The sequence below is a fragment of the Caulobacter segnis genome (assembly GCF_003243465.1).
In the GTDB taxonomy this organism is placed as follows: Bacteria; Pseudomonadota; Alphaproteobacteria; order Caulobacterales; family Caulobacteraceae; genus Caulobacter; species Caulobacter segnis_A.
The window spans coordinates 90,773-101,531 of record NZ_QFQZ01000005.1; the positions used below are offsets into that span (position 1 = coordinate 90,773).

General features: G+C 65.3%; 8 protein-coding genes. 3 read left to right on the top strand and 5 right to left on the bottom strand.

Annotation, left to right across the window (positions count from 1 at the left end; translation table 11 throughout):
• Positions 1–10 precede the first annotated feature (10 nt).
• The 3 genes from DI526_RS03140 to DI526_RS03150 are packed head-to-tail and all read right to left on the bottom strand — an operon-like array spanning position 11 to position 5,524.
• Complete coding sequence (locus DI526_RS03140) at positions 11–1,375, bottom strand: TolC family protein (protein ID WP_304273929.1); 1,365 nt, start codon at positions 1,373–1,375, stop codon at positions 11–13.
• Complete coding sequence (locus DI526_RS03145; protein ID WP_304273930.1) at positions 1,368–4,460, bottom strand: efflux RND transporter permease subunit; 3,093 nt, start codon at positions 4,458–4,460, stop codon at positions 1,368–1,370. Before DI526_RS03145 ends, DI526_RS03140 begins: the two co-directional genes overlap by 8 nt.
• Positions 4,457–5,524: an efflux RND transporter periplasmic adaptor subunit gene (locus tag DI526_RS03150; protein WP_304273931.1), complete on the bottom strand. Its 1,068-nt coding sequence runs from the start codon at positions 5,522–5,524 to the stop codon at positions 4,457–4,459. Before DI526_RS03150 ends, DI526_RS03145 begins: the two co-directional genes overlap by 4 nt.
• 162 nt (positions 5,525–5,686) lie before the next feature.
• On the opposite strand from DI526_RS03150, the gene DI526_RS03155 reads away from it, so the two are divergent.
• Positions 5,687–6,487 carry a TetR/AcrR family transcriptional regulator gene (locus tag DI526_RS03155; RefSeq protein ID WP_304273933.1) on the top strand — a complete coding sequence of 267 codons (801 nt, stop codon included), beginning with the start codon at positions 5,687–5,689 and terminating at the stop codon, positions 6,485–6,487.
• Between the two features lie 301 nt (positions 6,488–6,788).
• Positions 6,789–8,375 carry an AMP-binding protein gene (locus tag DI526_RS03160; protein WP_304273935.1) on the top strand — a complete coding sequence of 529 codons (1,587 nt, stop codon included), beginning with the start codon at positions 6,789–6,791 and terminating at the stop codon, positions 8,373–8,375.
• Between the two features lie 119 nt (positions 8,376–8,494).
• On the opposite strand, the gene DI526_RS03165 is transcribed toward DI526_RS03160, so the two are convergent.
• Together DI526_RS03165 and DI526_RS03170 are read right to left on the bottom strand one after the other, a co-directional pair.
• Positions 8,495–9,268, bottom strand: a complete 774-nt coding sequence (locus tag DI526_RS03165; RefSeq protein ID WP_304273937.1) for an SDR family NAD(P)-dependent oxidoreductase — start codon at positions 9,266–9,268, stop codon at positions 8,495–8,497.
• Entirely contained in the window at positions 9,265–9,795 is a 531-nt protein-coding gene (locus DI526_RS03170; RefSeq protein WP_304273939.1) for a 2,4'-dihydroxyacetophenone dioxygenase family protein, read from the bottom strand. Before DI526_RS03170 ends, DI526_RS03165 begins: the two co-directional genes overlap by 4 nt.
• A 134-nt stretch (positions 9,796–9,929) precedes the next feature.
• On the opposite strand from DI526_RS03170, the gene DI526_RS03175 reads away from it, so the two are divergent.
• A partial coding sequence (locus tag DI526_RS03175) for an AraC family transcriptional regulator ligand-binding domain-containing protein (protein ID WP_304273941.1) occupies positions 9,930–10,759 on the top strand: 830 nt, incomplete at its 3' end.

Here is a 10,759-nt window from a genome sequence, read left to right on the forward strand (position 1 = left end):
CGTAGTCGCCTTAACGCGAGGCCGGTTCGGTCAGGTCTTGGTCGGCCTGGGCGAGGGTTTTGTCGTCCAGCGATCCGGCCGCCACCGACAAAGCTAAGCGGCTGTACTCATAGTCGTAGAGGGCCGAGCGCAGCCGCCGATCGGTCTCGAAGCTCTGGGCCTGAGACGCCAGGACGTCAGTTTGGGTGCGAACGCCGACTTCGCGGCCCGTGACAGCGGCCTGCTCTTGCAACTGGGCGGAGGCTAGGGCCGCGCGTAGCGCCAGGATCTGATCGGCGCCGCTGCGCTGCGCGCGCCAGGCTTTCTCTACGTCCAGGCGAAGATCGCGCTTTGCGGCGGCCAACTGAGCGTCCGCCCCCCTGGCCTGGGCCTGGGCCTGGCTACGCTGGGCCGTCAATGACCCTCCAGTATACAGCGGCGCCTTCAAGCGCACGCCGGCCGTGAACCCTTCCGCGCGATCAGGCAGGGCGACGCCGAGCAGGGCGGAATCTGAACCGCCCCGCCACAGTTCGCCCGCCGTGGCCGTGGCCGAGATCTTGATCTGGCTCGACCAACGATATTGGTCGGCCTTGGCTTGACTGGCGGCGAGCTGCGCGCGGCGCGCGGCGATGCTGGGGGCGTTGTCTTCCGCGCGAGCCTGCCACAGGCTCAAGGCCTCCGATGGGGCGGCCGCCGCTAGATCGGTTCTGGGGCGCAGCGGCGCAAAATCATCCAAACCGGTGAATTCCGCCAGGCGTGATTGGGCCAAATCCTGCTGCGCACGCGCGTCTACCAATTGCGCAGTCAGGGCGTCGGCGCGCGCTCGTGCTTCATAGACATCGGTGATCTTGGCCCGGCCAGCGTCGAAGCGCGCCTGGGCGGCTTGCTGTTCGCGTTGGGTCAGAGCCTGTTGCGCCAACACACTGGCCACCAGATCTTGAGCTTTGAGCAGGTCGAAATACGCCTGTGCGACATCCAAGGCGAGTTTCTGCCGACGTGCGTCGTAGACCGCCAGTCCAGCCTGGACGCCAGCACGCAATTGCCGGGACTGGGCGCGCGCCTCGCCATCGATCAGCGGCTGTTCGATGCCCACCAAGACCGCGCCGCCAGAGCCGTCATTCGAAAGCCCAGCCGGCGTCGTGTCCGGATGGAGGGTGACGCGACTGTAGCTGGATGACGCCTGCAACTGGGCTTTCGGAAGCCAGAGGGCGCGCGCCAGATCGCCGTTGGCGGCTGCGGCGTCCCGATTGGCCAGAGCTTCGGCGTGATCGGGGTCATGCCGGAGAGCCAGGTCGTAGGCCTGCGTCAAATTCTGAGCCAGGGCTGGTCCGGCGGAGAGTCCGACAAAGACAAGCCCGGCCAACGACGCCAAGGCTCGAGGGCTGTGATCAAGCATGAGAAGCCTCCGGCGAGGATGCCGCCTCGCGCACGCCATAGGCGGCGGCATAAACGGCAGGCAGGAATATCAGGGTCAACAGCGTGGCCGCCATCAGGCCGCCCATGATCGCCCAGGCCATCGGTCCCCAGAAGACGGACCGCGTGAGCGGGATCATGGCCAGGATGGCGGCTAGGGCGGTGAGCATGATCGGGCGCAAGCGTTGAACGGTAGCCTCGACGATGGCGTCGAACCGCGCCACGCCCTCGGACTCCAACTGGTCGATCTGCGTCACCAAGAACAGCGAGTTGCGGATCACCATGCCAAACAACGACAACCCGCCCAGCATGGCCACGAACCCGAACGGGATCTGGAAGATACTGAGGATCAAGGCCATGCCGATGAGGGCCAGTGGGCCTGTCAGCACCACGAGCGCCACCTTCTTGAGGCTCTGAAGCTGCATGACCAAGAGCAACAGGATCAGCACCAGCGCGATGGGGGCCTTGCTCATGACGGAGGCCTGTGAGTTCGCGCCTTCCTCGATCGAGCCGCCGAGCATCAACGTGGCGCCGGCCGGGAGGCTGGCGCTGATCGCATCCAGGTCCTTCTTCATACCTGCCGCCACGTCCGCAGGCTGGGCTTTGACCGTGTCGGCCTGCAGGGTGATCGTCGGCATGCCCGAGCGCCGGTTCAGCTCGGCCATTTGGAAGGCCGGGGTGAGGCGGGCGACCTGCGAGAGGGGGACCATTCTGCCCGACGCCGTGGCGACGTTGACTTGGGCTAGCCGATCGAGCCGATTGCGTTCGGCCGCGTCCAGTCTGGCCACGACCGGAAGGCTCTTGTCGCCGGTGCGATATCGCGTGATCGGCGCGCCCTCAAGCGCAGCCTGAAGGGCCTGCTCGATGTTCAAAGAGGTCACGCCAAGGGCGCGGGCCTTGTCCTGGTCCACATCGACCTTCACGGTCTTGAGCGCATCGCCGTAGTCGGTGTTGACGTCGCTCAAGCGTCCGTTGGCGCGCATCAGCGCCTCGATCCGCTCCGCCGCCGGGGCGAGCTGGGCGTAGTCCGAGCCCGTCAGGCGGATCTTGAACGGCTGGCCGATCGCCGGTCCCATTTCCAAGGTGCTGATACGCCCGCGCACTTCGGGGAACTGGCTGGCCAGCAGGGCCTCGATCCGATCATGCACACGTTGGCGGCCCTTTCCGCCCGTCGTCTGGATCACAACCTGAGCCAGAGAAAGGTTGGGGGTTTGCACGTCCAGGGACAGATAGAACCTCGGCGTGCCGCCGCCGACATAGGTCGCGATCGACGTGATGTCCCGGTCGCCGGCCAGGGCCTTTTCAAGTCGGCGGGCGACGGCTGAGGTCTGCTCGAACGAAGCGTTCTGAGAAGCGCGTAGGTCAACGATTAGCTCCGGGCGATCCGAAGCGGGGAAGAACTGCTTGGGCACGGCGACGGCGAAGACGCCGATCGAGAGGATGAAGGCGCCGGCGGCTGAAGCGATGACCGCCCAACGGCGGTCCAGGCTCCAGCGCACCAGGCCTCTGAACCGTCGATAGAAGGCGCCGTCATGGGCGCTGTGATGACCCCTTGCCTCACCCTCTGCCGAGGCCTTGGCCGGCGTTTCGCGCAACATCTTGTTGGCGAGATAGGGCGTCACGAACACCGCCACGATCCAGGAGAACAGCAGCGAAATGGCCACGACGTAGAAGATCGAGCGCGAGTATTCGCCAGCCGCGGAGTTGGCCAAGGCGATGGGCAGAAAGCCCAGCATCGTGATCAGTGTTCCGATGAGCATGGGCTGCGCGGTGACCGTGTAGGCCGCCGTCACCGCCTTGATCTTGGCCCATCCTGACGCCAGGTGGCTGTCGATCTGTTCGATCACAATGATCGCATCGTCAACCAACAGGCCAAGCGCGATGATCAGCGCCCCCAACGAGATCCGATGCAGGGGGATGCCCAGCATCAGCATGGTGGCGAAAGTGGCGGCCAGGACGATCGGTATGGACAGGGCCACCACCACGCCGGGCCTGACGCCCAGGGACAGGAAGCTGACCACCAGCACGATCACGACGGCTTCGGCCAGGGAGCGGGTGAACTCGCCGATAGACTCCTTCACCACTTCCGGCTGGTCGGCGATCACGTGCAGGCTTACCCCCGCCGGAAGTCGAGCGCGGAACGCGGCGATCACCTCATGGGCTTGATGGCCTAGTCGGGTGACGTCGCCGCCCTTGCGCAAGGAGACCATGACCCCGACCGCGTCGGCGCCGTTGACGCGCATCTTGAAGGTCGGCGGATCGACCAAGGCTCGGCGCACCGTGGCGATATCGCCCAGGCGCACGGAGCGTCCGTTGGCGGTGATCCCAAGCTGTCGAATGCTCTCCACCGAGTCGAAGGCGCCGGTGACGTCGATTTGGATTCGCTCGCCAACCGCGTCGACCTCGCCAGCCGAGGAGATGGTGTTGGTTTCGTGCAGCGTCTGGATGATCGAGCGGGGATCCACGCCCAGGCTCGCCAGCTTGGCCGACTGGTACTCGATGTAGATCCGTTCCTGCGGCTCACCCTCCAGTTCGATGCGCCCGGCGTCGGGAAGACGACGCAGGTCATCGCGCAGGCGGTCTGCGAAGGCCTTCAGCTGGGGCAGGGTGAAGCCATCGCCCGTGAGGGCGTAGATATTGCCGTATGTGTCGCCGAAATCGTCATTGTACTGGGGGCCTTGGACGCCCTCGGGCAATTGGGCGGCGCGCTCGCTGACGCGCTGGCGAATGCGGGTCCAGACCCCGTTGACCTGCGAGGGCGGAAGGTCGTCACGCAGGCGAACATTGATGATCATGCGACCGGCCTGGATGTTGGTGCGCATGTAGTCGACTTCGGGCAGGGTCTGGATCCCGCGCTCGATCGGTTCGGCCACCTGATCGGCGACGGACTGGCCGTTGGCCCCCGGCCAGGTGGCCGAGACCAGCATGTTCTTGACGGTGTAGTCAGGGTCTTCTTGGCGCCCGAGCACGGCGTAGGCGTAGAGACCGCCGATCACCGCTACGGCGATCAGGAACCGCATCATGGCCTCGTGGGCCAGGGCCCACGACGAGAGATTGGGCCCTTTCATTGGTCGCGCTCGGCGCTGCTGGATACGGCCGTCACGGCCTGACCAGGTCGCATGAGGTGTGCGCCGGCGCTAACGATGCGCTCACCGGGCGCCAGTCCGCCGGCCAGCAGCACCGCGTTGTCCTGCATCGCCTTGATTGTCACGATCCGCGGCTGAACGCGTTGAGGCTGACCCGAGATCACCCAGACGACGCTATGGCCGTCGCGCTCGGTCACCGCCGCCAACGGGACACGGAGGGTCGCCCCGTCGGCGGCCGATTGCTGGACGATCACTTCGGCCGTGCCGCCGATCGCGGCCACGCCCGGCGGCGGCTTGAAGGCGACCCTAGCATCGAAGGTGCGGGTCTGGGGGTTGGCGGCGGCCGAGAGCGTGCGCACCTGGCCGGGAAAGACTTGGCTCGAATTCCACAGTCGCACGCCCAGGCTGGCGCCACGGAACGCCGAGACCTCGCCCTCGGGCACGCTGACGGCGATTTCCAGTTCTCCAGGGGTGTCGACCGTGACAACAGGCTGTCCGGCGGCCACGACCTGTCCGGCTTCGCCGGCGACAGCGGTCACCACACCGGCTCGCACGGCCCTGAGCGATGAATAGGACAACTGTTGGCCGGCGCCGGTCTGCTGGGCTTGGGCGGCCCTTAGCTGCGCCTGCGCGCCCTTGGCGGCCGCCTGGGTCTGATCGAATTCCGCCTTGGAGATGAAGCCTTGGGCCAGAAGGCTTCGCGCCCGCTGAAGGTCCGCCGACTGCGCGTTGGCTTGGGCGTCAGCCGCCGACGTTTGCGCAGCGGCCCCTCGGGCATTGGCCGCCAGGTCTTTTGGATCCAGGCTGGCCAAGACCTGTCCTGCGGCGACCGTCTGACCGATCTCGACAGGCCGTGAGGCGATCTGGCCCGGCACCCGGAAGCCATACTGGATCGAATAGCGGGCGACCACCTGACCTGAGTAAACGCTGCGCAGCGAGCCCGTGGCGGGCGCGGCGACGATCGCCTCCACAGTCCGATAGGGCGGGGCGGGCGTTTTCTGCGGCCCACACCCCGTCAGGATCACCACGGCGCCGACGGCCAGCACGGATCCGGCAAGTCGCGTCTCCGCCCTTGGATTTGAAGGCGTGATAAAACTATTCGTGCTGGTCATTTTAAGCGCCGAGGCAGTCTGCGATATGAGGCGTGGTAGCAGAGAATGCTGCGGTGCGATATGGTCGGCTATGATTAAACTGACGATAAAGTCAGTATGTCGCAATCTGGCGAGCGCCAAGGTTTCGACGGGCGGGCACCTGCTCGCCCCTCGGGCAGACGGCTTCATCAGGGCGTGGTGTTGAAACGCGAACAGGGGGAAAAGGTGTCCATGGATGAGCAGGAAGCGCCCCGGACGCCTCAGAAGCCCAAAGCGGCCACCCGCAAGCCGCAGGCGGCGCGTCGGGCCAAGACGCGCGAGCTTCTGATCGAGACAGCCGCTCGTCTGTTCAGCCAGTCCCATCCAGATTCGGTGACCATCGAAGACATCATCCAGGCCGCAGGACTGGCCAAGGGCACCTTCTATAATCACTTCACCGACAAGGAGGCCCTTTCGCTGGAGGTCCTGAGAAGGGTCCTGGCGCGGGCCGACGCGGGGGTCGCGGCGCTCAACATCGACGTGACCGATCCCGCCGAGAGAATTGCCCGAGGCATCTGCTTCTATGCGCGGCTAGCCATGATGGATCCCGTCGAGGGCCGGCTTTTGTCCCACAACGCGCCCCTCGACCTGGCTTCCGACGCCTTTGACTCGACGGGGTTCGCCCCGGACGTCGGCGCGGGCATCGCTTCGGGTCGATTGCGGGTCGCCACGCGCGAGGACGGCGCTGTAGCGATCGTGGGCGCCAGTTGGGCTTTGATGTTTCGCCTGCTCATCCAGCCCAACGCCTCCGCGGCGATCTTTCTGAGCCAGCAAGTCGTGACCATGACACTGCAGGGCTTAGGCCTCAGCAGCGTCGAGGCCGATGCGCTGTCGGCCAGGTGCTGTGATGAAATCCTGGCTGGTCGGGTGGCGGCCTAAGCTAGCAGAACCGCGCGCCGTGGCGGGGGATTAAGGGGGGCGTGTGGAAATGCGTGAGGCATGCCCGTGCGCACGGGCGTTCTCATGCTCGGCCGTCCGCTGGCCTTCGCAATCCGGAAGGGCTGCTTTTCGCGCAACCCAACCAGGGCGGAGACCGCGCGACGCCACGCTGCCAGTCTTTGGCGCGAAATGTCAGGCGCCGCCGACCCTAGCCACTAAGGGAGCCGTCAAGCACGTCGTCCATCGTCGACGTGAGAAAGGACGCCCCAGGGTCAGGGGCGCCATGACGCGGAGGAACATCATGACGCCCATCTCGACACGCCCGATCAACCCCTTCGCCGGCATGGATATGCGCTCCATACTGGACGCGCGCGCGGCCAGTCGCCCTGACCACCCGTTCCTGATCTGGGAGCCTTTGGAAGGCGAGGGGCGACGCTGGAGCTATGCCGCCTTCGTCGAAGCCGTTGGTCGCTTCGCGGCGGGGCTGCACGCTAGGGGCGTGGAGCCTGGTCAGCGGGTCCTGATCCACATGGACAACTGCCCTGAGTTCGTGATCGCCTGGATGGGCTGCGCCTATGCGGGCGCGGTGGCCGTGACCACCAACACCAAATCCGCGCGCGACGAGCTGGCCTATTTCGCCAAGCATAGTCAGGCCGTCGCAGCCGTGACCCAACCAGCCTTCGCTCGATTGGTCGCCGAGGCTGCGCCAGAGTTGGCTTGGCGCGTCGTCACTGACACCGACGGCGGCGTCGCCCCGACGAAAAGGGTCGATGGCTTTGAGCCCTTCGCCGCCATCGATGGAGACGTCGGAAACCTGCCGGCACGACCGCACGATCCCTGGGCCCCATTTGGCATCCAATACACGTCCGGAACGACCGCGCGGCCGAAGGCGGTGGTCTGGACACACGGCAACGCCCTGTGGGGCGCGCGGGCCTGTGCTCAAAACGAAGACCTGCGCGCTGACGACGTCCATTTCACCTACCTGCCGCTCTTCCACACCAACGCACAGTCCTATTCGGTGTTGGCCTCGCTATGGGTCGGGGCGACCGTAGTGCTGGCGCCGCGGTTTTCGGCGTCGCGGTTCTGGCCTGTCTCGCTCAAACACGGCGCGACCTGGACGTCCATGGTGCCGTTCTGCGCCCGCGCGCTGCTGACCCAGCCCGTGCCGGACAACCACAGCTATCGCCAATGGGGCAACGGTGTCTGCGATGCGCCATGGGACGCCCATTTCGGCGTCAGAACGCTTGGCTGGTGGGGTATGACCGAAACCATCACCCACGGCGTGGTCGGTTCGATGAACCAGGCGAACGCCGCGATGTCTATGGGGCGGCCGGCGCCGGGCTACGCCATCCACGTGCTGGACGAGGCCGGGCAGCCCGTGCAGCCTGGTCAGGTGGGCGACCTGTTCGTCGGCGGGGAGCGGGGGGTGTCCCTCTTTCTGGAGTACGCGGGCGATCCGGCCGCGACTGCTGCGGCGTTCAGGGCCGATGGCCTGTTCGCCACGGGCGACAGGGTTCGACTGGGCCAGGACGGGTTCCTCTATTTCTCAGATCGCAGCAAGGACATGCTGAAAGTCGGAGGTGAGAACGTCGCCGCGTCGGAGATCGAACACGTCATCGCCGCGGTTTCCGGCGTGGCTGAGGTGGCCGTGGTCGCCATGCGTCACACGATGCTCGACGAGGTGCCGGTCGCGTTTGTGATCCCGCAACCGGGCCACGCGGTCGGGCTCTCGGAGCGCATCGCCGAAAGCTGCCAAGGTGCGCTGGCGACGTTCAAGCGCCCCCACCAAATCCGTCTGGTCGACAGCCTGCCGCGCTCAACCCTGGAAAAGGTCGCCAAGGCGGAACTTCGCGCCGCCTTAGTGGCCGAGTCCAGCGTGCTGGCCTGATGAGGCGGCGCTGAGCCGGCGCGTCCGCGCGACCGGTTTAGGATGATGATCGACAAGAAAAGGAGGACCGCAAAGGGGCGGTCCTCCAGTCAGAGGTAGTAGTTGAGCTGGCTGGCGTCTCAGGCGATCCCGAAGACCTGCAGCCACTTGGCCTTATCCGCCTCGAAGCGTGGCCTGATCTCGTCAATCAGTTCGCGAGGCAGCTCGCCGACGGGGAAATGGAAGTCGTCGCTTTGGGTCGATTCCAGAATACGATCGGCGACGTCTTGCGGATCGAGGATCTCTCCACCGCTGACCGCCGCGCGATAGTTGATGCCGTCAGGCGTGTCGTGATCAAGCATCGGCGTGTCCACGCAGTAGGGCTCGATCAGCGACACGCGCACGCCATGGCGACGATAGGCCACGAGCAGGGCTTCGGAGAGGCCGCGGACCGCGAACTTGGTCGCCGCATACAATGCCTGGATCGGCGGAGATTGCAGTGAGGCCGAGGAGCCCAGGTTCACCAGGGTGGAATCCTTGGTCTTGGCTAGGTGCTTTACGCCCGCATGGGAGCCGTAGACGACGCCCTTGACGTTGATGTCGATCAGCGGCGCGAAGGAAGCAGGATCCTGGTCGTCCAGCCATCCAAAGATCAACACGCCAGCGTTGTTGACCAGCACGTCCAGCGCGCCGTCATCCGGGGCGCAAAAGGCGTCCAGAGCCTTGGTCCAGCTGTCATAGTCGCGAACATCATGCACGAAGGTCTCGACATGGGCCTGAGCGGCGGCCGCCGCCAGGGCGTCTGGCTTGATGTCGCCGATTCCGACACGCCAGCCCTTGGACAGGAAGAGTTTGGCCGTCACCAGCCCGATGCCGCCGGCGCCGCCGGAAATGAAAATCGAACGCTTCCTCACGCGCCATGTCCCCCGACAACGATCAGCTTGCTGCAGTCAAGATCCCGTCCCGCGCATTGCGCGCGATAGAGGGTCAGGATCGCATGGGCGTCGATTACGGCGGTCACCTGCCTGTCGCCGTCGATGTTGATGTTGGGACCCCAGATCGCAAACCAGGCGATCGTGTCCTCGGACTGGTCGGCGGCGGCTTGCAGCGTATGCACCGAGCCTGCGGGTTCGAACAAATACGATCCGGTCGAGTTCACCTGGTTCGGGCTTTCTTGATAGAACCAGCGACCCTGCAGTGTGACCGCCAGCACCATCCCGGCATGGAAATGGGTCGGCACGGCGGTGCCGGGCTTGAGGCGCGTGCGGTTGATCCACAGTCCTTGGTTCAGATCCACGTGCAGGAGCTGAAGGTCGACGCCCTCGCCGACCGGGATCCAGGGCAAATCGTCGCCGCCGAGGTGGAGCGTCTCGGCGCTTGGCGCAAAGCCGACCGGAAAGACGGTTGGGGGCGCCACTGGGGGCGCTGCGACCTGGTTCACGTTTATCCTCCCTCGCGTGGCCGGCTCTGGCGTCGACCTTGATCGCGATGGAAAAACATTAGAGACATGGGCAAGGATGCGTTTGACAGTTCGCGCCAAACATCTGACGGCTTTAGGGGGCGGTCGTGGGGGAAATGCTCAACAGCGCGGTGCTGTCCGGCGCCGCTGATCTCATCGCCGAGCTAGGCGGAGATCCGTTCGATATTGCCCGGCAGGCCAACATTCCCCCCGCAGCGTTGTTCGAGAGCGGAATCCCCGTTCTAGGCTACTCGATGACGGATTTCTTCGAGCTGGCCGCGTCGAGCTGTGACTGCCGGGTATTTGGCATCAAGCTGGCAGAGCGCGAGAGCGAGGACCCTCTTGGACCGCTGGGCGTCCTTCTTGAGACGGCGCGGACAGTCGAAGCGATGCTGCACGACCTGACCACCTATTTTGAGACCTTCAGCGAAGCGGCGGTGGTGGGACTGGAACGTACGGGCGAAGGCGCTGTGTTGTCGTTCGAGGGGCGGGCGGGGCACTGCGATAGCGAAGTGCAGATGGTCGAATTCACCTTGACCCGGAACGTGGTGGCAGTCGCCAAGCGATGCCAGGCAGGGTGGCGTCCGGCCGCGGCGATGTTTCGTCACGCAGCGCCCCGCGAACTTGCAGCGCACAGGGAAGTCTTTGGTCTTAACCTCATGTTCGAGCAGGATCGCAACGGCGTCTTCTACGACCGAGAGACCCTCGATCGTCCATGGCGCATTGGAACGTCGCCGCCTCGCTCAGAGGCCGAGCGCGCGCTGTTCGAGGCGGACAAGGCGCGAAAGCCTCTTATCGCCGCGCGGGTGGAAGTGGCCATGCGTTCTCAGCTAAACCTTGCCGATGGAACGATCATCGCGATCAGCGACCAATTGGGGCTGCCCTCGCGAACGCTGCAACGGAAGCTGGAAGCCGAGCGCACGAGCTTCAGGGCGATCTTGAATAC

What these genes read in the sequence shown, in the direction of transcription:
- DI526_RS03160 (WP_304273935.1), top strand. Translation starts at nt 6,789, where the DNA reads ATGACGCCCATCTCGACACGCCCGATCAACCCCTTCGCCGGCATGGAT.
- DI526_RS03140 (WP_304273929.1), bottom strand. Translation starts at nt 1,375, where the DNA reads ATGCTTGATCACAGCCCTCGAGCCTTGGCGTCGTTGGCCGGGCTTGTC.
- DI526_RS03155 (WP_304273933.1), top strand. Translation starts at nt 5,687, where the DNA reads ATGTCGCAATCTGGCGAGCGCCAAGGTTTCGACGGGCGGGCACCTGCT.
- DI526_RS03145 (WP_304273930.1), bottom strand. Translation starts at nt 4,460, where the DNA reads ATGAAAGGGCCCAATCTCTCGTCGTGGGCCCTGGCCCACGAGGCCATG.